The 24,119-nt window shown below is 60.8% G+C and carries 21 protein-coding genes and 2 pseudogenes; 20 read left to right on the top strand and 3 right to left on the bottom strand.

Annotation, left to right across the window (positions count from 1 at the left end):
* Position 1: 1 nt before the first annotated feature.
* Entirely contained in the window at positions 2–469 is a 468-nt protein-coding gene (locus tag F2982_RS00420; protein ID WP_203428936.1) for a RidA family protein, read from the bottom strand.
* A gap of 136 nt (positions 470–605) precedes the next feature.
* On the opposite strand from F2982_RS00420, the gene F2982_RS00415 reads away from it, so the two are divergent.
* From F2982_RS00415 to lpxB, 15 genes and pseudogenes are all read left to right on the top strand, one after another.
* Positions 606–1,445, top strand: coding sequence for a cell envelope integrity EipB family protein (locus F2982_RS00415; protein ID WP_130278396.1), 840 nt, complete (start codon positions 606–608; stop codon positions 1,443–1,445).
* Positions 1,446–1,502: 57 nt separating this feature from the next.
* On the top strand, positions 1,503–2,204 hold the full coding sequence (locus F2982_RS00410; protein ID WP_203429987.1) for a pentapeptide repeat-containing protein: 702 nt from the start codon (positions 1,503–1,505) through the stop codon (positions 2,202–2,204).
* A gap of 205 nt (positions 2,205–2,409) precedes the next feature.
* Positions 2,410–3,174, top strand: a complete 765-nt coding sequence (rpsB, locus tag F2982_RS00405) for a 30S ribosomal protein S2 (RefSeq protein ID WP_112711723.1) — start codon at positions 2,410–2,412, stop codon at positions 3,172–3,174.
* A gap of 243 nt (positions 3,175–3,417) precedes the next feature.
* On the top strand, positions 3,418–4,344 hold the full coding sequence (tsf, locus tag F2982_RS00400) for a translation elongation factor Ts (RefSeq protein WP_112711725.1): 927 nt from the start codon (positions 3,418–3,420) through the stop codon (positions 4,342–4,344).
* A 95-nt stretch (positions 4,345–4,439) separates the two neighbouring features.
* Complete coding sequence (gene pyrH / locus F2982_RS00395; RefSeq protein WP_112711727.1) at positions 4,440–5,162, top strand: UMP kinase; 723 nt, start codon at positions 4,440–4,442, stop codon at positions 5,160–5,162.
* Between the two features lie 55 nt (positions 5,163–5,217).
* Positions 5,218–5,778 carry a ribosome recycling factor gene (gene frr, locus F2982_RS00390; RefSeq protein ID WP_112711729.1) on the top strand — a complete coding sequence of 187 codons (561 nt, stop codon included), beginning with the start codon at positions 5,218–5,220 and terminating at the stop codon, positions 5,776–5,778.
* A gap of 36 nt (positions 5,779–5,814) precedes the next feature.
* Positions 5,815–6,558, top strand: a complete 744-nt coding sequence (locus tag F2982_RS00385; RefSeq protein WP_112711731.1) for an isoprenyl transferase — start codon at positions 5,815–5,817, stop codon at positions 6,556–6,558.
* Entirely contained in the window at positions 6,558–7,394 is an 837-nt protein-coding gene (locus F2982_RS00380) for a phosphatidate cytidylyltransferase (protein WP_203428935.1), read from the top strand. The genes F2982_RS00385 and F2982_RS00380 overlap by 1 nt, the downstream gene beginning before the upstream one ends.
* 28 nt (positions 7,395–7,422) lie before the next feature.
* On the top strand, positions 7,423–8,556 hold the full coding sequence (gene rseP / locus F2982_RS00375; RefSeq protein WP_112711735.1) for an RIP metalloprotease RseP: 1,134 nt from the start codon (positions 7,423–7,425) through the stop codon (positions 8,554–8,556).
* A 197-nt stretch (positions 8,557–8,753) separates the two neighbouring features.
* The gene (bamA, locus tag F2982_RS00370; RefSeq protein WP_203429986.1) at positions 8,754–11,096 is read left to right on the top strand and encodes an outer membrane protein assembly factor BamA; all 2,343 of its coding nucleotides are present in this window, start codon (positions 8,754–8,756) and stop codon (positions 11,094–11,096) included.
* 48 nt (positions 11,097–11,144) lie between these two features.
* Positions 11,145–12,206: a UDP-3-O-(3-hydroxymyristoyl)glucosamine N-acyltransferase gene (gene lpxD / locus F2982_RS00365; RefSeq protein WP_203428934.1), complete on the top strand. Its 1,062-nt coding sequence runs from the start codon at positions 11,145–11,147 to the stop codon at positions 12,204–12,206.
* Complete coding sequence (fabZ, locus tag F2982_RS00360) at positions 12,203–12,670, top strand: 3-hydroxyacyl-ACP dehydratase FabZ (RefSeq protein WP_112711739.1); 468 nt, start codon at positions 12,203–12,205, stop codon at positions 12,668–12,670. Before lpxD ends, fabZ begins: the two co-directional genes overlap by 4 nt.
* Positions 12,667–13,485, top strand: a complete 819-nt coding sequence (gene lpxA, locus F2982_RS00355; protein WP_203428933.1) for an acyl-ACP--UDP-N-acetylglucosamine O-acyltransferase — start codon at positions 12,667–12,669, stop codon at positions 13,483–13,485. The genes fabZ and lpxA overlap by 4 nt, the downstream gene beginning before the upstream one ends.
* Positions 13,486–13,487: 2 nt before the next feature.
* Positions 13,488–14,369, top strand: coding sequence for an LpxI family protein (locus tag F2982_RS00350; RefSeq protein WP_203428932.1), 882 nt, complete (start codon positions 13,488–13,490; stop codon positions 14,367–14,369).
* Positions 14,366–15,540: pseudogene (gene lpxB / locus F2982_RS00345) on the top strand (lipid-A-disaccharide synthase). The gene F2982_RS00350 and the pseudogene lpxB overlap by 4 nt, the downstream one beginning before the upstream one ends.
* Before the next feature lie 32 nt (positions 15,541–15,572).
* On the opposite strand, the gene gltA reads toward lpxB, so the two are convergent.
* On the bottom strand, positions 15,573–16,862 hold the full coding sequence (gene gltA / locus F2982_RS00340) for a citrate synthase (protein ID WP_112711747.1): 1,290 nt from the start codon (positions 16,860–16,862) through the stop codon (positions 15,573–15,575).
* Positions 16,863–17,372: 510 nt separating this feature from the next.
* On the opposite strand from gltA, the pseudogene F2982_RS00335 reads away from it, so the two are divergent.
* Positions 17,373–19,548, top strand: a pseudogene (locus tag F2982_RS00335) (ComEC/Rec2 family competence protein).
* On the opposite strand, the gene lexA reads toward F2982_RS00335, so the two are convergent.
* A complete protein-coding gene (gene lexA, locus F2982_RS00330; RefSeq protein ID WP_112711751.1) occupies positions 19,529–20,242 on the bottom strand; it encodes a transcriptional repressor LexA in 714 nt (237 codons plus the stop codon). The pseudogene F2982_RS00335 and the gene lexA sit on opposite strands and share 20 nt — an antisense overlap.
* Positions 20,243–20,446: 204 nt before the next feature.
* Between lexA and F2982_RS00325 the strand changes: the two genes are divergently transcribed.
* The 4 genes from F2982_RS00325 to F2982_RS00310 all read left to right on the top strand — a co-directional run bounded on the left by F2982_RS00325 (position 20,447) and on the right by F2982_RS00310 (position 24,071).
* Positions 20,447–21,325 carry a VOC family protein gene (locus F2982_RS00325; RefSeq protein ID WP_203428931.1) on the top strand — a complete coding sequence of 293 codons (879 nt, stop codon included), beginning with the start codon at positions 20,447–20,449 and terminating at the stop codon, positions 21,323–21,325.
* On the top strand, positions 21,322–22,167 hold the full coding sequence (gene kdsA, locus F2982_RS00320) for a 3-deoxy-8-phosphooctulonate synthase (protein WP_112711755.1): 846 nt from the start codon (positions 21,322–21,324) through the stop codon (positions 22,165–22,167). Before F2982_RS00325 ends, kdsA begins: the two co-directional genes overlap by 4 nt.
* Before the next feature lie 164 nt (positions 22,168–22,331).
* Positions 22,332–23,606: a phosphopyruvate hydratase gene (eno, locus tag F2982_RS00315; RefSeq protein ID WP_112711757.1), complete on the top strand. Its 1,275-nt coding sequence runs from the start codon at positions 22,332–22,334 to the stop codon at positions 23,604–23,606.
* A gap of 144 nt (positions 23,607–23,750) precedes the next feature.
* Positions 23,751–24,071 (top strand): septum formation initiator family protein, encoded by a 321-nt coding sequence (locus F2982_RS00310; RefSeq protein WP_112518610.1) that lies wholly within the window; start codon positions 23,751–23,753, stop codon positions 24,069–24,071.
* Positions 24,072–24,119 lie beyond the last annotated feature (48 nt).

Here is a 24,119-nt window from a genome sequence, read left to right as displayed (position 1 = left end):
GTTATGCGATTTCCATGATGGCATCGATTTCGACGGCGGCGTTGAACGGCAGGGCGGCCATGCCGACGGCGGCGCGTGCATGCTTGCCGGCTTCGCCAAGCACGTTGGCGATCAGGTTGGACGCGCCGTTGATGACGAGGTGCTGCTCCACGAATTCAGGCGTGGAAGCGACGAAGCCGTTCAGCTTGATGACGCGCTTGATGCGGCCGAGATTGCCGCCGAGTGCGGCATTGGCCTGCGCCAGAATGTTGATGGCGCAGAGTTCGGCGGCGCGCTGGCCGGCGGCAACGTCGACATTCTTGCCGAGATGGCCGCTGACGGCGACCTTGCCGCCTTCGAGCGGCAGCTGGCCGGAGATGTAGAGAAGTCCGCCGCTGATCACATAGGGAACATAGTTCGCCGCAGGAGCAGCCGCTTCCGGCAGGGTTATCCCCATTTCCTTGAGTTTTGCGGCAATCTGGTCGGACATTTTCGCCTCCACTTTCATTGTCAATGCTTCAAAAATTATGCATCAAGACTAGAATATTGCGTATGACAGCTTCCAGCCTCGATTTGGCCGAAAGCGTTCTTATAACATCGCGGCCGAGTCCAACAGGAGATAATGGATGTTCCGATCGAGTCTTGCCGCTCTGCTGCTTGCAAGCGTTTCCGCAAATGCATGGGCTGCGGCGCCCGCTGCCGGAGCGGCGATCGCTTCGGGCCTTGTCGCGCATCGAGCAATTTACGATCTGGAGCTCAAGGACGCCTCGGAACGCTCGGGCATCGCCGGCATGTCGGGCCGCATGGTCTACGAATTCAACGGCAATTACTGTGAAGGCTTCACAACCAATTTCCGTTTCGTGACGCAGATCGATACCGGCGACAACACCCGCGTCAGCGACCAGCAGACCAAGACCTTCGAGAATATCAAGGACCGCAAGTTCACCTTCGAGACGAAGTCCTTCACCGATGATCAACTCGACAAGGAAGTGAACGGCGAAGCGAGCGACAAGGCCGATGGCGTCACCGTCGATCTGACGAGCCCGCAGGCGAAAGAGCTGCAGCTCGCCGAGAGCCGTTTTCCCACCGAGCACATGCTCGACGTGATCGAGAACGCCAAGTCGGGCAAGCGCTTCTTCGAAGCCCGCGTCTTCGACGGTTCCGACGATGGCGACAAGGCCCTGGCGACCACGACCGTTGTCGGCAAGCTCGTCAGCCCCAAGGCCGGCGACGAGGCTGATGCCGGTAATGCCGGCGCATTCGCCAAGACCGCTTTCTGGCCGGTGACGATTTCCTACTTCAACGAGAACAGCAAGACCGACGCCTTGCCAGTCTACCGCATGTCGTTCAAGCTCTATGAGAACGGCATCACCCGTGACTTGACGATGGACTACGGCGACTTCGTTCTGACGGGAAAGCTCGCCAAGCTTGAAATGCTCGACAAGAAGCCCGAGACCTGCAAGTAACCTCTTGAAGCCGCATCGAATCGGCAGGTCTTCTTCCGGGAGGTTGGCATGGCACACATGCCGGTAAAATTGCTTGCGACATCCTTGATCGCGCTCGGCGCCGTCTGCGCCGCGCTGCCCGCGCTGGCGGCCGATTGCAGCGACACGCCTTATTCCGGCGTCGATTGGAGCAATTGCAACAAGAAGAACCTGATGCTGGAGTCGAGCGACTTCGAGGGCGCCAATCTCTCGGATACCGACCTGTCGCAGACCAGCCTGAAAGGCGCCAACCTCACCTCGGCGAATTTCGAGAAGGCGACGCTGGTGCGTGCCTGGCTCGAGGGTGCCAAGGCTGACGGCGCCAAGTTCGACAAGATCGAGGCCTACCGCTCGGTTTTCCAGAATGCCTCGGCGCAGAAGGCCTCCTTCGTTGCTGCTGAGCTGCAGCGCGCCGACTTCACCGGCGCACAGCTTTCGGGCTCCAGCTTCGAGAAGGCCGAGCTCGGCCGCACCAATTTCAGCAAGGCAACGCTCAGCGAATCTAAGTTTTCGCTCGCGAACCTGTCGCGCGCCAACATGGTCGGCGCGACTTTCGGCGGTCAGGTCAGCTTCGACCGTGCCTTCATGTATCTGACGCGCATCGAAGGCGTCGATCTGTCTTCGGCGCAGGGACTGGAGCAGACGCAGATCGAGCTTGCCTGCGGCGACGCCTCGACGAAGCTGCCGTCGGGTCTCAAGGCGCCGGCCGGTTGGCCGTGCCCGGCTGAAACCGACAATTGACGCTGGCAGCGCCCGCGGATCCCTGCAATCAGGCAGTTTTTTCCGCGCGAGCCTTGCATTTGCAGTGAATCGACTGTAAGGGCACCCGCATTCCGCACGCAAGGCATGGGATGGTCCGGGAGAAATCCGGATTGTTCCGCCCGGTGGCATCCCGAAAGGATGCTGTTCGTCTTGCGGGGGTTCAACCGGAAAAGGATGACTAGGCATGGCATTGCCCGATTTTTCTATGCGCCAGCTTCTTGAAGCAGGCGTCCACTTCGGCCACCAGACGCACCGCTGGAACCCGAAGATGAAGCCGTACATTTTCGGCGATCGTAACAACATTCACATCATCGACCTCGCTCAGACGGTTCCGATGCTGTCGCGCGCCCTCCAGGTCGTGTCCGACACCGTTGCCCGTGGCGGCCGCGTTCTGTTCGTCGGCACCAAGCGTCAGGCTTCCGAGCTCATCGCTGACTCGGCCAAGCGTTCCGCTCAGTACTACGTCAACTCGCGTTGGCTCGGCGGCATGATGACCAACTGGAAGACGATCTCCAACTCGATCCAGCGCCTGCGCAAGCTCGACGAGATCCTCAGCTCGGAAGGCTCCGGCTACTCCAAGAAGGAACGCCTGAACCTCGAGCGCGAGCGCGAAAAGCTCGACAAGGCTCTCGGTGGTATCAAGGACATGGGCGGCACGCCGGACCTGATGTTCATCATCGACACCAACAAGGAAAAGATCGCGATCGACGAAGCCAAGCGCCTCGGCATCCCGGTCGTTGCCATCATCGACTCGAACTGCGATCCGGACCTGATCGACTACCCGATCCCGGGCAACGACGACGCTTCGCGCGCCATCGCTCTCTACTGTGACCTGATCGCACGCGCTGCCATCGACGGCATCGCTCGTCAGCAGGGCGCATCGGGCCGCGATCTCGGCGCAGCGATCGATGCACCGGTTGAGCCGGCGCTCGACGAAACCGGCGCCTGATAAAGAAGCAGGCGGGCAGTATCGCCCGTCATGCTTTCCAGAGATTGGGAAAGGCCGCTCGCGACTCTCAGAAGTTCGGCGGCCTTGACCATTTCAGGCGAGGGCGATCTGCCCCTTGCCGCCACAGTTTCGATATGACGCGTCATTCATCACGCTGTCATACATACAGGTACATTTCGTGCCTCAATCCGGTGCAGCACCGCGTTTCGCGGGCCACCGTTTGAACCGACAAAGAGGAAGCTTATGACCGAGATTACGGCTGCACTGGTAAAGGAACTGCGCGAGAAGTCCGGCGCAGGCATGATGGACTGCAAGAAGGCGCTGCTGGAAACCAACGGCGACATCGAAGCAGCGATCGACTGGCTCCGTGCCAAGGGCATCTCGAAGGCCGACAAGAAGGCCGGCCGCGCTGCTGCCGAAGGTCTGGTTGCCATCGCTGGCGCCGGCCACAAGGCTGTTGTCGTCGAGCTGAACTCCGAAACCGACTTCGTTGCCCGTAACGACGCCTTCCAGGACCTCGTCCGCGGCATCGCCAACGTTGCTCTCGGCACCGACGGTTCGGTTGAAGCCATCGCTGCTGCGACCTACCCGGCATCCGGCAAGCCGGTCGCCGACACCATCAAGGACGCGATCGCAACCATCGGCGAAAACATGACGCTCCGTCGCGCTGCCAAGCTCGAAGTCGAGCACGGCGTTGTTGCGACCTACATCCACAACGCTGCCGGCGACGGCATCGGCAAGCTCGGCGTTCTCGTCGCTCTGAAGTCGGAAGGCGACAAGGCTGTCCTGACCTCGATCGGCCGCCAGGTTGCCATGCACATCGCTGCGACCAACCCGCTCGCGATCCGCGCTGAAGAAGTCGACGCTGCCGTTGCCGAGCGCGAACGCAACGTCTTCATCGAGCAGGCCCGCGAATCCGGCAAGCCGGAAGCCATCATCGAAAAGATGGTTGAAGGCCGTATGCGCAAGTTCTTCGAAGAAGTCGCTCTGCTCTCGCAGGCTTTCGTCATCAACCCCGACCTGACGGTCGGCGCTGCTGTCAAGGAAGCTGAAAAGGAAGCCGGCGCGAAGATCGAAGTCGTCGGCATGGCACGCCTCCTCCTCGGCGAAGGCGTCGAGAAGGAAGAGAGCGACTTCGCTGCTGAAGTTGCTGCTGTCGCCAAGGGCTGATAGCGCCTCATACATGTGAAAACGCAAGGGCATCGCGTGACAACGCGGTGCCCTTCGTGTATCCGGCAGTCAGCGGTGATTAACGAGGAGCCAAGATGTCGCGAGAGCCTGTCTACAAACGTGTTCTACTCAAGGCTTCCGGCGAAGCCCTCATGGGCAGCCAGGGCTTCGGTATCGACGTAGCGGTGGCGGACCGCATTGCGTCTGATATCGCTGAAGCCCGCCAGATGGGCGTCGAAGTCGGCGTCGTCGTCGGCGGCGGCAACATTTTCCGCGGCGTTGCAGTCGCTTCCAAGGGCGGCGACCGGGTCACCGGCGACCACATGGGGATGCTCGCAACCGTCATCAACGCGCTGGCGCTCGCAACCTCGCTGCGCAAGCTGAATATCGATACGGTCGTCCTGTCGGCCATCGCCATGCCGGAGATCTGTGAGAGCTTCTCCCAGCGCGCGACGCTCTACCACCTGTCGCTCGGCCGCGTGGTGATCTTCGCCGGCGGTACCGGCAATCCATTCTTCACGACCGACTCCGCTGCAGCGCTGCGCGCCGCCGAAATGGGCGCCGAAGCGATCTTCAAGGGCACGCAGGTCGACGGCATCTATTCGGCCGATCCGAAGAAGGTTCCGGACGCGACGCGCTTCGACCGGCTGACGCACAAGGAAGTGCTCGACAAGGGCCTCGCGGTCATGGACGTCGCAGCCGTTGCGCTTGCCCGCGAAAACTCCATTCCGATCATCGTCTTCTCGATCCACGAGAAGGGTGGTTTTGCTGAAATCTTGACGGGCGGTGGCCTCAAGACCATCGTATCCGACAACTGACGATAGACTGCGCCGCGTGAGACGGCGCGATTGCGACTGAGACGGGAGTATTGCTATGAGTGAAGGCATCGACATCAAGGAAATCAAGCGCCGCATGGATGGCGCGGTTTCCGCATTCAAGAGCGATATCGCATCGCTGCGCACCGGCCGTGCCTCGGCCAACATCCTGGATCCGGTGACGGTCGAAGCCTACGGTTCGCGCGTGCCGCTCAACCAGGTCGCCAACATCACCGTGCCGGAGCCGCGCATGTTGTCGGTCTCGGTCTGGGACAAGTCGATGGTTTCCGCCACCGAGCGCGCCATCCGCGAATCGAGCCTCGGCCTGAACCCGATCGTCGACGGCCAGAATCTGCGCATTCCGCTGCCGGAGCTCAACGAAGAGCGCCGCAAGTCGCTGGTCAAGGTTGCCCACGATTACGCCGAAAAGAGCAAGGTGGCGATTCGCCATGTTCGCCGTGACGGCATGGACGGCCTTAAGAAAGCCGAAAAGGACGGTGTCATTGGCCAGGATGAAAGCCGCGCCCAGTCCGATCGTGTGCAGAAGATGACGGATGAGACGATTTCCGAAATCGATCGCTTGCTTGCGGATAAGGAAAAGGAAATCATGCAGGTCTAAGGCTTTCGCCTGCGCCCCCAAGAAACCGGACGGGAAATGTCGAAACCAGCATTCGCAAGCATGCCAGAACACGTTGCCATCATCATGGATGGCAACGGCCGTTGGGCCAAGCAGCGTGGCCTGCCGCGCGCCATGGGCCACCGCAAGGGTGTCGAAGCCGTACGCGAGACCGTGCGCGCTGCCGGCGACGCTGGCGTCAAGTATCTGACGCTGTTCGCATTCTCTTCGGAGAACTGGCGCCGGCCCGAAGCCGAAGTGTCGGATCTGATGGGCCTGCTCAAGGCCTTCATCCGCCGCGATCTTGCCGAACTGCATTCCGAAAATGTCCGCATCCGGATCATCGGTGATCGCTACACGCTGCGCAGCGACATTCTCGATCTGCTGCTGGAAGCTGAAGAGACGACGCGCAACAACACTGCGCTGACGCTCGTGATCGCCTTCAACTATGGCTCGCGCGACGAGATCGCCCGGGCCATGGTGAGCCTGGCCAAGGACGTCGAGGCCGGCGTGCTGCGGGCGCAGGACGTGACACCGGCGCTGATCAATGCCCGGCTGGATACGGCTGGCATTCCCGACCCCGACCTCATCATCCGCACCAGCGGCGAGGAGCGGCTGTCGAACTTCCTGCTCTGGCAGGCCGCCTATTCCGAATTCATCTTCGTGCCGGAATACTGGCCGGACTTCGGGCGCGAACTCTTCTATTCCGCCCTCGAAAAATTCGCCGCCCGCGACCGCCGTTTCGGTGGCTTGTCGTCGCAGGCCGCAGCAGTGGGTACTTGATGCAGCAGGAACTGAAGCTCCGTATCATCTCAGGAATCATTCTGGCCGCGATCGTGCTTGCGGCGACCTGGTACGGAGGTCTGGCGTTCCGCGCGCTGTCGTCGCTGATCGGGCTGCTGATCTATTATGAATGGTCGGCGATCACAGGCCTGCAGCGTGAACAGCCGGCGGCCAATGTCGTCGGTTGGGCCGGGCAGGGCGCCATAGCCCTCGCAATCCTGCTGGAGCGCTTCGACTGGGCGCTCGGGGCTCTCCTGGCACTCTTTCTGGTCGCGATCGGCTTCGTCGTCCTGCGTGGCGTCAGCCGCTGGTTTCCGGCAGGCGTGGTCTATGCCGGGCTGACGGGGATCGCGCTCGCCGAAATCCGCGGCGCCGACCTTTCCGGCCTTCACGCCATGCTGTTCGTCTTCGCCGTCGTCTGGGCGACCGATATTCTCGCCTATTTCGTCGGCCGCGCCATCGGCGGCCCGAAGCTGGCGCCGAAGATCTCTCCCGGAAAGACGCAATCGGGCGCCATGGGCGGTGCCGTCTCGGCGGTGATTGCAGGTAGCCTGATCGCCTACATCTTCGTGCCGGGCGCCGATTGGCTGGTTGCTGCGGCGGTCGCCTTCATCCTGTCGGTCTGCAGCCAGGCGGGCGATCTCTTCGAATCCTTCATCAAGCGCCGTTTCGGCGTGAAGGATTCGAGCCATCTGATTCCCGGACATGGCGGGGTCATGGACCGCGTCGACGGTCTGATTTTTGCCTGCTTTGCGGCTTTCTTGCTTGCGACAGGTTTTTCCTTGATAAAGGGCGGAGCAGCAGCGCCGCTCGGTGCGGCACTGTTCGGACTTTGAAAGCGGCGAAAGGCGGCGGAAGAAACTTATGGAAGGCTTGACCGGTATATTCGGCTTCCTGACGGGATATATTATCCCCTTTGTATTGGTGCTCTCACTGCTCGTTTTCGTGCATGAGATGGGCCACTATCTCGTTGGCCGCTGGAGCGGCATCCGCATCCTGGCCTTTTCCGTCGGCTTCGGCCCCGAAATCATCGGATTCAGCGACCGCCACGGCACGCGCTGGAAGATTTCCGCCATCCCGCTCGGCGGCTATGTGCGATTCTTCGGGGACGAGGATGCATCGAGCAAGCCGGATACCAGTGTTCTCGACGCAATGTCCGACGAGGATCGGGCGCGCTCGTTTGCCGGCGCCAAGCTCTGGAAGCGGGCGGCGACGGTAGCGGCCGGTCCGATTGCCAATTTCATTCTGGCGATCGCCATCTTCACGGTGCTCTTCTCGATCTACGGCCGCTCTGTCGCTGATCCTGTCGTTGCCGAGGTCAAGCCTGAGAGCGCTGCCGCAGAAGCAGGCATTCTTCCCGGAGACCTGCTGATCGCGATTGACGGCGGAAAGGTCGAGACCTTCGACGATGTCCGCCGCTATGTCAGCATTCGTCCCGAGCAGAAGATTGTCGTCAGCATCGAACGCAACGGCGAGAAGATGGATCTGCCGATGGTGCCGAAGCGCACCGATATGACCGACCAGTTCGGCAACAAGATCGAGATCGGCTTGATCGGTATCGTCACCAACCAGGAGGTCGGCCATTTCCGGATCCAGACCTACACGCCGGTCCAGGCGCTCCAGGAAGGCACGGTCCAGACCTGGCATATCGTCACTGGCACCTTCAAATATATCGGCAATCTCTTTGCCGGATATATGAAGCCGGACCAGCTCGGCGGACCGATCCGCGTTGCGCAGGCATCCGGCCAGATGGCGACGCTTGGTGTTGCCGCGGTGCTGCAACTGGCAGCGGTATTGTCGGTCTCTATTGGATTGCTTAACCTCATGCCCGTCCCGGTACTTGATGGCGGGCATCTGATGTTCTATGCGATTGAAGCCGTGAGGGGAAAACCTTTGGGGTCATCGGCTCAGGAAATTGCATTTCGCATTGGTCTGGCTATGGTGCTCTCGCTAATGGTTTTTGCTACTTGGAATGACATAAGCGCGCTCATTGGATAAGGGCGTCTGGCGAGGGAAAATTACCGTTTATTTACGATGTTTCAAAGCTGTAGTGGCGAATGGGTCACGCTTCGAAATGAAGTAAACAGAAATTAACTTGCTACCTTGCTTGTATGTCAAAAGCGGGTAAAACGACACACGTGGCCGGAATCGGGGTTATCCCGGCGACGGGGACGAGAAAAAAGGTAATGGGTGAAATGAAGGCTGGTTCAAGATTTTTGAACGCAGTATCGGCGGTTGCGCTGTCTGCAAGTGTTGTGGCTTCGGGCGCAGGTGTCATTACAATCGTCTCTGCGAGTGCGGCTGAAGCCGCAGTCATTCAGCGCATCGATGTACGCGGGGCAAGCCGCGTCGGTGCGGAGGCTGTGCGTTCCAACCTCACCATTCAGCCGGGCAAGAGCTTCTCGAACACCGATATCGATGACTCGGTGAAGCAGCTCTACGGCACCGGTTACTTCTCCGACGTGAAGATCTCCGTCTCCGGCGGCACGCTCGTCGTGCAGGTCCAGGAAGCGCAGCTGGTCAACCAGGTCGTCTTCAACGGCAACCGCAAGGTCAAGGACGACAAGCTGGCGTCCGTCGTTGGTACGCACGCCTCTGGCCCGTACAACGATGCGCAGATCCAGGCCGACATCGCTGCCATCAAGGAAGCCTACGCCGCCACCGGCCGTAGCGAAGTCAACGTCACGACGCAGGTCGTTCCGCTCGGCGAAGGCCGCGTGAACCTTGCCTTCGTGATCGACGAAGGTGATCGCACCAAGATCGCCGCCATCAATTTCGTAGGCAACAATGCCTACAGTGCCGGCCGCCTCGCTGCCGTCATTCAGACGAAGCGCTCGAACTTCCTGTCGTTCCTGACGCGCAAGGACGTTTACAACGAAGACAAGCTGCGCGCCGACGAAGAAGCGCTGCGCCAGTTCTACTTCAATCGCGGCTATGCCGACTTCAAGATCGTCTCGTCCGACGCCCAGTTCGACGAAACCACGAACAAGTACACGCTGACCTTCAATATCGAAGAAGGCCCGCGCTACAACTTCGGCGCTGTCACCGTTCAGTCGACCGTCGATGGCGTCAGCGGCGAGCAGCTGCAGGGCCTCGTCAAGACGCATGAAGGTGAAGTCTATAGCGCTAAGAGCGTTCAGCAGTCCATGGAAGCGATCTCCGATCAGGTTGCTTCGGCAGGCTATCCGTTCGCCCGTGTCACGCCGCGCGGCAACCGCGACCTCGGCAACAACACGATCGGCGTCGAATATCTCGTCGACCAGGGCGAGCGTGCTTACATCGAGCGCATCGAAATCCGCGGCAACAGCCGCACCCGCGACTACGTCATCCGCCGCGAATTCGACGTCTCTGAAGGCGATGCATTCAATCAGCAGATGATCACCAAGGCGAAGCGCCGCCTCGAAGCTCTCGGCTTCTTCTCGTCGGTCAACATCAGCACGCAGCCGGGCAGCGCTCCGGACCGCGTCGTCGTTGTCGTCGATGTCCAGGATCAGTCGACCGGTTCGTTCGGTATCGGCGCCGGCTACGCTGCTGGTGGCGACGGCCTCATCCTCGAAGCCTCGATCGAAGAAAAGAACTTCCTCGGCCGCGGCCAGTACATCAAGGTTTCGGCCGGTGGTGGTCTCGAAGGTTCGCAGAGCTACGGCCTGAGCTTCACCGAGCCCTACTTCCTCGGCTATCGCCTCGCGACCGGTTTCGACCTGAACCACAGCGAGACCTCGAGCAACGACAACTACGACTACACGGAAGACAGCCTGGTTCTGCGCGCAACTGCGCCGATCACCGAAGATTTGGCTTCGACCTTCCGCTATAACTTCAAGCGTATGGACTATGACTCCAGCGGTAGCGATCTGAGCGATCTGTCGACGCCGTATCAGGATCTCGTCAACAACGGTCCGTGGATCAAGTCGTCGGTCTCGCAGACCTTCACCTACAACACGCTCGACGATATGACGTTGCCGCGTGAAGGTATCTACGCAACGCTGACCAACGAAATCGCAGGCCTCGGCGGCGACTCGCAGTTCTACAAGGTCTACGGTAAGGCCCGCTACTATCACCTGCTCGCTGACGACGCCGACATCATCGGCTCGCTCTCTGCTGGTGCTGGTTATGTCGTCGGCCTCGGCAAGGACCTGAACATCTTCGACCAGTTCACGCTGGGGAACAGCGATATCCGTGGCTTCGAAAACAAGGGTATCGGCCCGCGCGTCGGCAATGGTCCGGATGATCCGCTCGGTGGCACGACCTACTTTACGGTTTCGGCTGAAGCATCCTTCCCGATGCCTGGTTTCCCGCGTGACTTCGGTCTGCGTGGTGCCGTCTTCGCCGATGCAGGCACGCTGTTCGGCAACGACGTGAAGGTCACCAGCCCTGAAACGGTCAATGGTGAAGATGCTGCGCTCCGTGCGTCGGTCGGTCTTGGCTTGATCTGGCAGTCTCCGTTCGGCGCTCTCCGCGTCGACTACGCGATGCCGGTACTCAAGAAGGACTACGACAAGACGCAGTACTTCAAGTTTGGCATCAACAACCAATTCTGATATCGGCAGTCCGGAACCATACTGGAATTCCGTTCTGGAGCATTGCCGATGGAGCAAAATTCGTTCTTCAAGCCTCGGGATGGGGTGACGCTCTCTGAGCTCGCCCAATATCTCGGGGCAGAACTTCCCGATGCATCAAAGGCAGATGTGATCATTCGCTCTGTGGCTCCGGTCAACCGGGCCCAGGCGGGTGACCTTTGCTATGTGATCTCGCGGAAGAGCAAAGCCGAGCTTGAGACCTGCGAGGCATCAGCCGTGCTGTGCGATCCCGCGCTGTTGTCGGCGATCCCGCCGCATATCCCGGCTCTCGTGTCGAAAAACCCGCATGCGGCTTTTGCCATGGCGGGTGGCTACCTTCACCCGTCTGCGCTGCAGCCGCTTCCGGCCATGTCGGACGACGCGACTGTTGGTACCGGCGCCGTCATCGACCCGACTGCCAAGCTGGAAGCCGGCGTCGTCGTTGAGCCTCTCGCGATCATCGGTGCCAATGTCGAGATCGGCACTGGCACGCGCATCGGCGCAGGCGCGATCATCGGGCAGGGCGTCAAGATCGGCCGGAACTGCTCGATTGCGAGCGGCGCCAGCGTTCTCTGTGCCTTCCTCGGCAATCACGTGATCATCCATAATGGTGCCCGTATCGGCCAGGATGGCTTCGGCTATGCGCCGGGACCGCGCGGCATGATCAAGATCGTTCAGATCGGCCGCGTCATCATCCAGGACAATGTCGAGATCGGCGCCAACGCGACGATCGATCGCGGCACCATGGACGATACGGTGATCGGCGAAGGCACCAAGATCGATAACCAGGTGCAGATCGGCCATAACGTCAAGATCGGCCGCCATTGCGCCATCGTCTCGCAGGTCGGCATTGCCGGCAGTACCGTGATCGGGGACGGCGTGCAGATCGGTGGTCAGGCGGGCCTCAACGGCCATATTACCATTGGCAGCGGCGTGCAGATCGCCGCCAAGAGTGGCGTCGTGCAGAGCATCCCTGCAGGCGAGCGCTATGGCGGCATCCCGGCGCGTCCGATCAAGGATTTCCTGCGCGAGTCCGCGGAAATAATGATACGCTCCGGTGCGCGGGCGAGTAAAACGGGAGACAAGGAATGACTGAAGAAGCAAAGGCTTCTCTTTCGTCGGCTGACATCATCGAGATCATGAAGCTCCTGCCGCATCGCTATCCGTTCCTGATGGTCGACAAGATCATCGAGATCGATGGCGACGATTCTGCGATCGGTATCAAGAACGTCACCGCTAACGAGCCGCAGTTCACCGGCCATTTCCCGGAATCGCCGATCATGCCTGGCGTGCTCCTGATCGAGGGCATGGCACAGACGGCTGGTGCTATCTGCGCCCGCAAGGACGGCTCGAACGGCAACCTCGTCTACTTCATGACGATCGACAATGCCCGTTTCCGCAAGCCGGTTATCCCGGGCGACCGCGTTGAATTCCACGTCAAGAAGCTGAAGCAGCGTGGCAATATCTGGAAGTTCCATTGCGACGCCAAGGTTGATGGCAACCTTGCGGCGGAAGCCGATATCGGCGCGATGATCCTGCGTAAGGACCAGGCATGAGCACGGTTGCTGCCAGCGCACGTATTCACCCGATGGCCGTCGTCGAAGACGGCGCCGTCATCGGCGAGAACGTGACGATCGGCCCCTTCGCCTATGTCGGGCCGAAGGTGACGCTTCATGATAACGTGCATCTGCATCCGCATTCGATCGTGACGGGCCGCACTGAGCTCGGCAAGGGCTCGAAAGTCTTCCCGATGGCCGTGATCGGCGGCGATCCGCAGAGCGTCCATCACGCCGGCGAAGAGACGACCTTGACCATCGGCGAAAACTGCACGATGCGCGAAGGCGTGACGATCAACACCGGCACGTCGGATTTCGGCGGCAAGACGATCGTCGGCAACAACAATCTCTTCCTCGCCAATTCGCATGTGGCGCATGATTGCCGCGTCGGCAACAACGTCATCATGTCGAACAACGTCATGCTGGCCGGCCACGTCACAATCGAGGATCGCGTCATTCTCGGCGGCGGCTGTGCCGTCCATCAGTTCACCCGCGTCGGCCGCCAGGCTTTCGTCGGCGGTCTCTCCGCCGTCAGCTACGACGTCATTCCCTACGGCATGCTGAACGGCAATCCGGGCCTTCTCGGTGGCCTCAACGTCGTGGGCATGACGCGTGCAGGCATCGACCGCGCCGTCATCCACATCGTTCGCCGTGCCTACAAGGCAATCTTCGAAGGTGCCAATTCGGTGCGCGACAATGCTGCTGCGATCCGCGCCGAATATGCCGATTGCCCGCAGGTGGTCGAGATCCTCGATTTCATCGCTGCTGAAAGCGACCGGGCGCTGTCTTCGCCGACGCGGGGACAGAAAGGCTGAGTGTGTCTCTGGCTGGTGACGCTGCAAAAGGCCGTCTGGCGATCATCGCCGGCAACGGCCTTTTGCCGGCTTATGTCGCAGAGGCCGCCCGCGCCGCCGGCGATGAACCTTTCATCATCTCCCTGAAGGGCGAGCTCGACCGCTCATGGCAGGACTACGACCACGCCGTCATCGGCGTCGCCGATTTCGCGGCGCTCGAAGGCATTTTCTGTAAGAATGACATCCGCCGCGTCGTCATGTCCGGTGGCGTTCGCCGCCGCCCGGAATGGCGTGAGATACGACCCAGCTGGAAGACGATCGGCAAGGTACCCTCGGTCATACGGACGCTGCTCTCTGGCGGCGATGACACGGTGCTGCAAATGGTCATCAAGCTTATCGAAACTGATGGCCGCCGCGTCATCGGCGCCCAGGAGATCGCACCTGATCTGCTGGCCTCGGTGGGGCCGGCCGGTGTGGTCGCACCAGGCAAGGATGACATCACCGATATCCTGAAGGCGGCCGAGGCAGCAAATGCATTGGGGCTGCTCGATGTCGGACAGGGTGCCGTTTCCGTCGGCGGCCGCGTTGTTGCGCTCGAAGGCCCCGAAGGTACCGACGGAATGCTGGAGCGTGTCGCCTCGTTGCGCACAGCAGGTCGCATTTCCGCCCGCCGCAAGGGCGTCCTCGTCAAGCTCTGCAAGCCGCAGCAGGATCTGCGCGCTGATCTGCCCTCGATCGGGCCGTCAACTGTTGAAAATGCCAGGAAGGCCGGTTTGGCGGGGATAGCCGTCGAGGCGGGCAGGGCACTGGTGCTGGAACGCGAAGCGCTGATCGCTGCTGCCAATGCCTCCGGCCTCTTTGTCACTGGACTGGATCGCGGCCTGCCGTCCTGGGGGCTCGCATGAGCCGCCATTTGAAGATCGGCATCATTGCCGGCGAAGTATCCGGCGATCTGCTCGGCGGCGATCTCATCGCTGCCCTGAAGCGCATCCATGACGGCCCGTCGAACTCGTTGGCGTCGGCGGAGAGGCGCTCGAAGCGCAGGGCCTCAAATCGCTGTTCGACTATTCCGAACTGTCGATCATGGGCATCAGTCAGGTGCTCGCCAAGCTTCCAACGCTCTACAGGCTGATCCGCCAGACAACGGCGGCGCTGATTGCGGCCAAGCCCGACATCCTGATCATCATAGACAGCCCCGATTTCACTCATCGCGTTGCCAAGCGCGTGCGCACGGCGCTGCCTGATCTGCCGGTCGTCAACTACGTCTGTCCGAGTGTCTGGGCCTGGAAGGAATACCGAGCCCAGCGCATGCTCGGCTACGTCGATCATGTGCTCGCCGTTCTGCCTTTCGAGCCTGAAGTTATGCAGCGCCTCGGCGGCCCGGCGACCACCTATGTCGGACACAGGCTGACTGCGGACGCAAATCTGCTGGCTGCGCGAAGCAGCCGCGCTGCCCGAGCCATCTCGCCGGAGCAAGGCAAGACGATCATGCTGCTGCCGGGCTCGCGCTCGACCGAGATATCCAAGCTGATGCCCTTCTTCGAGGATGCGGCAAATGATCTCCTGGCGCGCGATGGCAGCGTCCGCTTCGTCATGCCCACGGTCAGCCGCCGCGAGGCTCTGGTGCGCGAGCTGGTATCGCAGTGGAAAGTGCAGCCCGAAATCTTGATCGGCAGCGATGCCAAGTGGCGGGCCTTCGGCGAGGCCGATGCGGCGCTTGCTGCCTCCGGAACGGTGATCCTCGAGCTCGCGCTCGCCGGCGTGCCGACGGTCTCGACCTACAAGACCGACTGGATCATCTCGCTGATGACCTCGCGCATCAAGACCTGGACGGCGGCGATCCCGAACCTGATTGCCGATTACGCCGTGGTACCCGAATATTTCAACGACAGCGTCCGTGGCGGAGCGCTTGCCCGCTGGATGGAGCGGCTGTCCGGCGATACCGCGCAGCGGCGCACCATGCTGGAAGGCTACGATCTCGTCTGGCAGCGCATGCAGACGGAAAAGCCACCCGGAGAGAAGGCGGCGGAGATCGTTCTCGACGTTCTGGACAAGAAAAAACCCGGTCATCGCTGACCGGGTTTCTTGTTTTTAGATTGTCCGGGCGCTTAGCGCTTGGAAACCGGAACGTAATCGCGCTGTGCTTCACCGATATAGAGCTGGCGCGGGCGGCCGATGCGCTGCTGCGGATCCTCGATCATTTCGTTCCACTGAGCGATCCAGCCGACGGTGCGGGCGAGAGCGAAGAGAACGGTGAACATGGTCGTGGGGAAGCCGAGAGCCTTCAGCGTGATACCCGAGTAGAAGTCGATGTTCGGGTAGAGCTTCTTCTCGATGAAATACTCGTCGGTGAGCGCAATGCGCTCGAGTTCCATCGCCACTTCGAGAAGCGGATCGTCCTTGATGCCGAGTTCGCCGAGAACTTCATGCGTCGTCTTCTGCATGATCTTGGCGCGCGGATCGTAGTTCTTGTAGACGCGGTGACCAAAGCCCATCAGGCGGAACGGATCGTTCTTGTCCTTGGCGCGTGCGACATATTCGGGGATACGATCGACGGAGCCGATCTCCGACAGCATGTTGAGCGCTGCTTCGTTGGCGCCGCCGTGAGCAGGGCCCCAGAGGCAGGCAATGCCGGCCGCGATGCAGGCGAACGGGTTTGCACCCGAAGAGCCGGCGAGACGAACGGTCGAGGTCGAAGCGTTCTGCTCGTGGTCCGCATGCAGGATGAAGATACGGTCCATGGCGCGGGAGAGAACCGGATTGACCGTGTACTCTTCGCAGGGAACGGCAAAGCACATGCGCAGGAAGTTCGACGCGTAATCGAGGTCGTTCTTCGGGTAAACGAAGGGCTGGCCGATGTGGTACTTGTAGGCCATTGCGGCCAGCGTCGGCATCTTGGCGATCATGCGCAGCGAAGCGACCATGCGCTGGTGCGGATCGGTGATGTCGGTCGAGTCGTGGTAGAAGGCCGACAGGGCGCCGACACAGCCGCACATGACGGCCATCGGATGCGCATCGCGGCGGAAGCCGGTGAAGAAGCGGCTCATCTGTTCGTGCACCATTGTGTGGTGCGTCACGCGGTGGTCGAAGTCCTTCTTCTGAGCTGCCGTCGGCAGTTCGCCGTAAAGCAGGAGATAGCAGACTTCCAGGAAGTCGCCGTGCTCGGCCAGCTGCTCGATCGGATAGCCGCGGTGCAAGAGAACGCCCTCATCGCCATCGATGTAGGTGATCTTCGATTCACAGGATGCGGTCGAGGTGAAACCAGGATCGTACGTGAAGGAGCCGGTGTTTTTGTAGAGTGCGCCGATATCGATGACATCTGGCCCAATCGTTCCGCTCTTTACGGAAAGATTGGCGGACTTGTCGCCGATTTTGATTGTTGCGCTTTGATCCGTCATTCTGATCCTCCAAATTGGCGGCGGCGCCATAAAAGCGCCATAGGGTTAAGCGTCCGCTCAGATTGCTATATGATAGCGCGCCTAATGCCAAGTTACCGTGACGCCATTTTGTGCATCGCAGTATCAACTTTTAGGCACTCCTGCGATGCTGTAAACGCATAGCGGAAGCCGATGATTTATTTAGGCTTTTTGCACTCACGATTTTTTGCGTTTTTTCAATCGATTATTGTTGCTGAAACGCGCGCAGGGTTGCATCTTGGTTGTATTTTAATGGGTCGCAAGGCTCTTTACATGCCGGGGTTGAAAAGCAGCGAGATCAGCCTGGAACTTTCGGGGGATGCGGCCAAATTGCCGCATCTTGAGCCAGCGCGCGCCTATTCTGGCCTCGTGCCCGTGCCAACGCGGCACGTACCGGCCACGCTCAGCGCTTATCGACTCCGATCATCCATCGGGCGCGCGATAGGCGCCATCCCGAAATGCGCCGACGAAGAGCTCGCCTACGGTGGACGCATGCTCTTCGCGCCGGTTGCGCTCGGCTTTGGTGCCGTGGCGTGGTTTGCGGCCGGCACCAGCGTCTCGCCGATCATGCCACTTTTCTTCATCGCGGTGCTGTTCACTCTGCTGGTCTTCACCGATCGGGCGCGGGAGGGGATGCGCGTCGTGATCGCCGCATTGACGTTGGTAGCGGCAGGCGTCGCGACTGCGCAATTCGAAACGTGGAGAGCCGAGACCATCCTCCTTGATTCCGCCGTGACGACGACGCTCACAGGACGGGTCGAGCGCCGGGAAAGCGATGGCCGCGGCGGCTGGCGCTATCTGCTGTCATTGCGCGCAACCGAAAACCCGGTGGTGAAACGCCCGCCCGCCCGGGTGACTGTCATCGCCCGCGGCGCCAAGTCCGAGTTCGAGACGGGAACCTGGGTGAAGGGCAGGGCGCGGCTGACGCCACCCTCCGGTCCGGCACTCCCCGGTCTCAACGACTTCGCCTTCTCATCCTATTTCGATCGCGTTGGCGCCAATGGGTTTTTCTATGGGGCGCCAACGGCGGTGACGCCGGGAGCCGCAGACGAGCATTCGCTGACCGACAGCGCCTTCGAGTGGCTCTACCGGCTGAGAAGCGGCATCGGCGATCGCATCAGGGGCATTTTGCCCGGCGATACCGGCGCTTTCGGGCCATTTCGGCAGAAACTACGGAGGCACTCCGGCAATCAGGCCTCGCGCATATCATCGCCATATCGGGCCTCAACATGGCGCTGTCTGCCGGCATCTTCTTCGTCGGGTTCCGCACGCTGCTCAGCCTGTTTCCGTCCGTCGCCCAGGCCTATCCGGTCAAGAAGATCGCCGCCGCCGGAGCGCTTGCGGCCGTCACCGCCTATTTCCTGATTTCCGGCTTCGCAGTTTCCGCCGAGCGCGCCTTCATCATGATGGCGATCATGCTGACGGCGGTGTTCTTCGACCGGCCGTCGATCAGTTTGCGCAATGTGGCGCTTTCGGCACTGATCATCATCGCCATCTCGCCCTCGGAAATCATGGGGCCGAGCTTTCAGATGTCCTTTGCCGCGACGCTGGCGCTGGTCGCCGGCTATGCGCTCTGGAAGGAGCGGCCGGCGCGCGACAAGCCATTTGCGAAATTGCGGGCGGTCAGGCTCATGTCATCGGCGGCCGGCTTCTTCGGCGGCATCCTGCTCACCTCCGTCATCGGCGGTTTCTCGACGGCGCTGTTCTCGATCGAGCATTTTCACCGGCTGACGGCCTATGGCCTGCCTGCCAATCTCGCCGCCATGCCCGTCATCTCCTTCGTCATCATGCCGGCCGGGCTGCTTGCGATGCTGTTGATGCCGTTCGGGCTGGATGCCTGGGCCTGGCAGGTGGTCGGCTTCGGTCTCGATCTGGTGATCGCGATCGCCAAGACCGTCTCGTCCTGGGGCGGTGATATCGGCGTCGGCCGGTTGCCTGCCTGGTATTTCCCGGCTGCGGTCGCGGGCTTCCTGCTATTGACCCTGCTGCGCACCCGGCTGAGGCACATCGGCACGGCAATCATGGCCCTGTCGACGCTTGTGGTCGTCATGCTTCCCGAGAAGCCCCCACCGAAGATCGTCATTGCTGAGGACGGCAGCATGGCGGGGATCATCGGTTCCAGCGCAATCGCCACCAATCGCGAGCGCCCGCCGGGTTTCATCTTCGATCAGTGGAAACGGGCTCTGGTGCTGGACAGCCATCGCGAGCCGATCTTCATCACATCGGCATCGGTCCCGCGCCGCCGGGCGAAAGATTAAGGCTGACACCAGCGCAACAGCAGGAAGCGCAGAGCGCAATCACGGCCAATGCCAGGGAAGAGCGGTTTTCCTGCGTAAAGAAAGCCTGGTGCACGGCAAAGCTGGAGAACGGCTCGGTGCTGACGGTCATCGACAATGCCGCTTACCTCGGCCCCGCCTGCGATGCATCCGATATCGTCGTCACACCGGTGCGCCTGCGGCTCGAAAGCTGCCGCTCTGGCGCACTGCTTTTTACCGGCGCTACCTTAAGAAAGACAGGCTCTGTCGAGTTGCGCTTCGATGGAGGCGCTGCAGCGGTCACCGCATCCTTCGAGGATCTCGACCGCCCCTGGACCCGCCACCGCGCCTATGACTGGCGCAGCGGCACTTTCGATGGCGATGAAGGGCCAGTCAGTGATAGCGGCGGATAAGGCCGACAAGCTTGCCCTGAACCTTGACGCGATCAGGCCCGAAGATACGGGTCTCGTAGGCCGGATTGGCAGCTTCGAGTGCGATTGATGCGCCCTTGCGGCGGAACCGCTTCAGCGTCGCTTCTTCATCGTCGACAAGGGCGACGACGATATCGCCGGCATTGGCGGTATTGGTATTGCGGATGATGACGGTGTCGCCGTCGAAGATGCCGGCCTCGATCATCGAGTCGCCCTTGACCTCAAGCGCATAGTGCTCACCGTTTCCGAGCATATCGGCGGGAACGGTGATGTCGTGGGTGTTCTGCTGGATCGCAGAAATCGGCACACCGGCGGCGATGCGGCCCATGACGGGAACCGAGATCGAGCTGCTATTGTCTTCGTTCGCCGGCTTCGGCGGCGCAACGGGCTGCGGCTTGCCGAGGCTGCCTTCGATGACGCTTGGCGAGAAGCCGCGGCGCGGCTGGATGCTGGGGCTGTAGGCCTCGGGCAGCTTGATGACTTCCAGTGCGCGGGCGCGGTTCGGTAGGCGGCGAATGAAGCCGCGCTCTTCGAGCGCTGTGATCAGGCGATGAATGCCCGACTTAGAGGCGAGGTCGAGCGCATCCTTCATTTCGTCGAAGGACGGCGGTACGCCGGACTCCTTCATCCGCTCGTGAATGAAGAGGAGAAGCTCCTGTTGTTTGCGCGTCAGCATCGAAGTCTTTCCCCAGATTCGTGAAACAAAGCCAGAACGGACACTATATGTTCCATATGTGTTCCGCAAGTGCCTAAATATTGGTAAAACTTCCCGTCATTTTTCGTCATTTTTGAAAGTTTCTTTGCCGGATTGGTTATCCGCGCTTGCGCTTTGCCCGGCGCGGCGTGCAAATCTCTGCCGGCTTCACCGGAGGGAACCGCCATGACGCATCCGCTCGATCATCTGGTACTGCCCGTCACCCACATCGATGTCGCCCGCGAGCGACTCGGCCGTCTCGGTTTCACCGTCGCCGCCAATGGCCGTCATCCGTTCGGAACGGAGAATGCCTGCGTCTTCCTCGCCGACAAGACTTATCTGGAGCCGCTCGGCATCGCGAGCCAGGCGGAGTGCGATGCCGCCGCCGCCAAGGGCAACAGCTTTGTCGCCCGCGACCAGGCCTTCCGCTTCCGCTGCGGCGATGATGGCTTCTCGGCAGTCGTCTTCGGCACTGACGATGCCGATGCGGACAGGGCCGCCTATGATGGCGCGCAGCTGAGCGGCGGTGACATGGTGGAGTTCTCGCGCCCGATCGTCATGCCCGATGGAACGCAGGCGACCGGCGCCTTCAAGCTCGCCTTTGCCGCCGATCTGAGGGCGCCCGATGTCTTCTTTTTCGCCTGCCAGCGGATCAACGCCTTTCCGGCCGATCGCAAGGTGCTGGAGACTCATGCCAACGGCGTTCTCGGCATTGTCGAGATTGCCCTCAGCGCGGAGGAACCCGACGCCTTCGCGTCGCTGTTGCAGACGGCAAGTGGCGGCGTTGCGCCCGGTGAGGCCGCCTTCGGCCTTTCCTTCGCCCTCAGTAATGTCCGGATCGCCATCTATTCCGAAGAAGGGATGGAGGCCTATTTCGATGTCGAGCCGCTTGGCACCGATAACGGCCTGCGGGCGCGGGCAATCGTCTTTACAGTCGCTGATCTGGCCGTGACAGCGGCGCATTTGGCTGCTAACGGGATCACCTACGTGAATATGAACAATCGTCTATTGGTGAAGCCGGCGCCGGGACAAGGCGCGATCTTCGCCTTCGAGGAGACCCAATGAGCAACACCAATGCAGAAGTCGCCGTCGGCGAAGGCGCTGGCCGCGTTACCTTTTCCAATGCCGGCAAGCTGTCGATCATCGCTGGACCCTGCCAGATGGAAAGCCGCGAACATGCCTTCATGATCGCCGGTGTTCTGAGCGAACTCTGCAAGAAGCTCGGCATCGGCCTCGTCTACAAGTCTTCCTTCGACAAGGCGAACCGCACCTCGCTCTCGGCGCAGCGCGGCATCGGCCTCGACAAGTCGCTCGAAGTCTTCTCTGACCTGAAGAAGGAATTCGGCTTCCCGGTTCTGACGGACATTCATACCGAGGAGCAGTGTGCGGAGGTCGCAACCGTCGTCGACATCCTGCAAATCCCGGCTTTCCTCTCGCGCCAGACCGACCTTCTAGTTGCTGCGGCCAAGACCGGCCGCGCCGTCAACGTCAAGAAGGGCCAGTTCCTGGCTCCGTGGGATATGAAGAACGTTCTCGCCAAGCTGAACGAGACGGGCAACCCGAACATCCTGCTCTGCGAGCGCGGTGCTTCCTTTGGTTACAACACGCTGGTCTCCGACATGCGCTCGCTGCCGATCATGGCGGCCATGGGCGCGCCTGTGATCTTCGATGCCACGCATTCGGTGCAGCAGCCGGGCGGGCAGGGCGGATCGAGTGGCGGCCAGCGCGAATTCGTCGAGACCTTGGCGCGTGCGGCCGTCGCCGTCGGTGTCGCCGGCGTCTTCGTCGAGACGCATGAGGATCCTGACAATGCGCCGTCGGATGGCCCGAACATGGTCTATCTGAAGGACATGCCGCGGCTTCTCGAAAAGCTTCTGGCGTTCGATGCGATCGCAAAGTCGGCCTGACATTCAAAAGGCTGACATGATCTTGTAATAGGCCACGCAGGTGGCCTGAAACGAAGGCATGTTAGGCGGCTCAAAAACGGCTGTGAAAACGCCATTGCAATCTGCGTGCCTTCGATTAAGACGATTTCAAACGATTTATCCACCCACCGAGCAGGAAGAAACCCATGACTGCAATTACCGATATCATCGCCCGCGAGATCCTCGATAGCCGTGGCAACCCCACCGTCGAAGTCGATGTCTATCTCGAAGATGGCAGCATGGGCCGTGCGGCTGTTCCGTCGGGCGCTTCGACCGGCGCGCATGAAGCCGTTGAAGTTCGCGATGGCGGCAAGCGCTATCTCGGCAAGGGTGTCGAAAAGGCTGTCGAAGCCGCCAACACCGAGATCTTCGATGCCATCGGCGGCATCGATGCCGAAAACCAGATCCAGATCGACAACATCATGATCGAGCTGGATGGCACGCCGAACAAGTCGCGTCTCGGCGCCAACGCCATCCTCGGCGTTTCGCTCGCTGTCGCCAAGGCTGCTGCTCAGGCCGCCGGCCTGCCGCTCTACCGCTACGTCGGTGGCGCTTCGGCTCACCTCCTGCCGGTTCCGATGATGAACATCATCAACGGCGGCGCACATGCCGACAACCCGATCGACTTCCAGGAATTCATGATCCTGCCGGTTGGCGCCGACTCGATCCGCGAAGCCGTCCGCATGGGCTCGGAAGTCTTCCACGTCCTCAAGAAGGAACTGTCGGCTCAGGGCCACAACACCAACGTTGGTGACGAAGGCGGTTTCGCACCGGGCCTGAAGAGCGCCCCTGAAGCCCTCGACTTCATCATGAAGTCGATCGAAAAGGCTGGCTACAAGCCGGGCGAAGACATCTATCTCGGCCTCGACTGCGCAGCGACCGAATTCTTCAAGGACGGCAAGTACGTTCTCGAAGGCGAGGGACGCACGCTGGAATCAGGCGCCATGGCCGAATACCTCGCACAGCTCGCCGCCCAGTACCCGATCATCTCGATCGAAGACGGCATGGCTGAAGACGATTGGGACGGCTGGAAGGCCCTGACCGATCTCGCCGGCAAGAAGGTTCAGCTGGTCGGCGACGATCTGTTCGTCACCAACTCGGCTCGCCTGCGCGATGGTATCAAGATGGGCGTTGCCAACTCGATCCTCGTCAAGGTCAACCAGATCGGCTCGCTGACCGAGACGCTCGACGCCGTCAACACCGCGCACAAGGCAGCCTACACCGCCGTCATGTCGCACCGTTCGGGCGAAACCGAAGATTCCACGATCGCCGATCTCGCAGTTGCCACCAACTGCGGTCAGATCAAGACCGGCTCGCTGTCGCGCTCGGATCGTCTGGCAAAATACAACCAGCTGATCCGCATCGAAGAGGGTCTCGGCCCGCAGGCCCGCTATGCCGGCCGTTCGATCATCCGCGGCTGATAGCCCTTAAAGCTCAATGCCTTGAAACCCGCGCTTCACCGGCGCGGGTTTTTTCTTGCCCACAAGAATTCATAGTCAACGGACGGTTAATCTCTGAGCGCTACTCTCTTCGCATAGGTAATGCGTTTTAGAGCATGTGTGTGTATGTGGACAAAGCATCATAAGAAAAAGAAGATCGGCCGGTTCGTGGTTCCGGCCATGACGGTCGCCTTTCTCTCCTATTTCGGCTATCATTGCATCCATGGCGATTACGGCCTGCGTGCCACCGAAGTCTTCGAGCAGCGGCGCATTGCCCGCGAGAAGGAATTGGCGACGCTGAAGGCCAAGCGCGAGCATATCGAGCAGCAGGTCGCGCTGCTGAGTGATGGCTCTCTCGATAAGGATATGCTGGACGAAAAAGCCCGTTACCAGCTGAATATGTCTCGCGCCGACGAGGTCGTCATATTCAATTCATATTCCAATTAACCGAATACTGGTTAATCGATAATTCGATAGAATTATCAGTGGCTTAAT

Source organism: Rhizobium sp. BG4, assembly GCF_016864575.1.
Taxonomy (GTDB): Bacteria; Pseudomonadota; Alphaproteobacteria; order Rhizobiales; family Rhizobiaceae; genus Rhizobium.
The sequence above is the reverse complement of the archived record's forward strand: the minus strand, read 5'-3'. Positions and strand labels throughout refer to the sequence as shown.

What these genes read in the sequence shown, in the direction of transcription:
- F2982_RS00420 (WP_203428936.1), bottom strand. Translation starts at nt 469, where the DNA reads ATGTCCGACCAGATTGCCGCAAAACTCAAGGAAATGGGGATAACCCTG.
- F2982_RS00415 (WP_130278396.1), top strand. Translation starts at nt 606, where the DNA reads ATGTTCCGATCGAGTCTTGCCGCTCTGCTGCTTGCAAGCGTTTCCGCA.
- F2982_RS00410 (WP_203429987.1), top strand. Translation starts at nt 1,503, where the DNA reads ATGCCGGTAAAATTGCTTGCGACATCCTTGATCGCGCTCGGCGCCGTC.
- rpsB (WP_112711723.1), top strand. Translation starts at nt 2,410, where the DNA reads ATGGCATTGCCCGATTTTTCTATGCGCCAGCTTCTTGAAGCAGGCGTC.
- tsf (WP_112711725.1), top strand. Translation starts at nt 3,418, where the DNA reads ATGACCGAGATTACGGCTGCACTGGTAAAGGAACTGCGCGAGAAGTCC.
- pyrH (WP_112711727.1), top strand. Translation starts at nt 4,440, where the DNA reads ATGTCGCGAGAGCCTGTCTACAAACGTGTTCTACTCAAGGCTTCCGGC.
- frr (WP_112711729.1), top strand. Translation starts at nt 5,218, where the DNA reads ATGAGTGAAGGCATCGACATCAAGGAAATCAAGCGCCGCATGGATGGC.
- F2982_RS00385 (WP_112711731.1), top strand. Translation starts at nt 5,815, where the DNA reads ATGTCGAAACCAGCATTCGCAAGCATGCCAGAACACGTTGCCATCATC.
- F2982_RS00380 (WP_203428935.1), top strand. Translation starts at nt 6,558, where the DNA reads ATGCAGCAGGAACTGAAGCTCCGTATCATCTCAGGAATCATTCTGGCC.
- rseP (WP_112711735.1), top strand. Translation starts at nt 7,423, where the DNA reads ATGGAAGGCTTGACCGGTATATTCGGCTTCCTGACGGGATATATTATC.
- bamA (WP_203429986.1), top strand. Translation starts at nt 8,754, where the DNA reads ATGAAGGCTGGTTCAAGATTTTTGAACGCAGTATCGGCGGTTGCGCTG.
- lpxD (WP_203428934.1), top strand. Translation starts at nt 11,145, where the DNA reads ATGGAGCAAAATTCGTTCTTCAAGCCTCGGGATGGGGTGACGCTCTCT.
- fabZ (WP_112711739.1), top strand. Translation starts at nt 12,203, where the DNA reads ATGACTGAAGAAGCAAAGGCTTCTCTTTCGTCGGCTGACATCATCGAG.
- lpxA (WP_203428933.1), top strand. Translation starts at nt 12,667, where the DNA reads ATGAGCACGGTTGCTGCCAGCGCACGTATTCACCCGATGGCCGTCGTC.
- gltA (WP_112711747.1), bottom strand. Translation starts at nt 16,862, where the DNA reads ATGACGGATCAAAGCGCAACAATCAAAATCGGCGACAAGTCCGCCAAT.
- lexA (WP_112711751.1), bottom strand. Translation starts at nt 20,242, where the DNA reads ATGCTGACGCGCAAACAACAGGAGCTTCTCCTCTTCATTCACGAGCGG.
- F2982_RS00325 (WP_203428931.1), top strand. Translation starts at nt 20,447, where the DNA reads ATGACGCATCCGCTCGATCATCTGGTACTGCCCGTCACCCACATCGAT.
- kdsA (WP_112711755.1), top strand. Translation starts at nt 21,322, where the DNA reads ATGAGCAACACCAATGCAGAAGTCGCCGTCGGCGAAGGCGCTGGCCGC.
- eno (WP_112711757.1), top strand. Translation starts at nt 22,332, where the DNA reads ATGACTGCAATTACCGATATCATCGCCCGCGAGATCCTCGATAGCCGT.
- F2982_RS00310 (WP_112518610.1), top strand. Translation starts at nt 23,751, where the DNA reads ATGTGGACAAAGCATCATAAGAAAAAGAAGATCGGCCGGTTCGTGGTT.